This is a genomic window from Mesorhizobium sp. M3A.F.Ca.ET.175.01.1.1 (assembly GCF_004791945.1).
Lineage (GTDB): Bacteria > Pseudomonadota > Alphaproteobacteria > Rhizobiales > Rhizobiaceae > Mesorhizobium.
In genome coordinates this window covers 1-253 of the sequence record NZ_SRTP01000461.1, presented here as the reverse complement: position 1 = coordinate 253, position 253 = coordinate 1, and the positions used below count along the sequence as shown (strand labels likewise).

At 60.5% G+C, this 253-nt stretch carries 1 pseudogene; it reads right to left on the bottom strand.

What is annotated here, in order from left to right:
* Window positions 1-127 (bottom strand): annotated as a pseudogene (locus EN818_RS32440) (transposase); the annotation flags it as partial.
* Window positions 128-253 lie beyond the last annotated feature (126 nt).

Below are 253 nucleotides of genomic sequence, written 5' to 3'. Positions count from 1 at the left end.
CGCGGATCTCGCGCACGCTCATGCCGCGCGCATACATCGAGACGATCTTGGCGTCGAAGTCGGGAAAGCGGCGCTGGTACCTGGCGATCAGCTTCGGATCGAAGCTTCCCGCACGGTCGCGCGGGATGGGACTGTCAGGAATTCTGTGCGCGAGGCCATGATGATGGAAAGGAGAGAATCATCACATGGCTATCGAGAAAGAACTTCTGGACCAGTTGCTTGCCGGGCGCGACCCGAATGAGGTGTTCGCCCG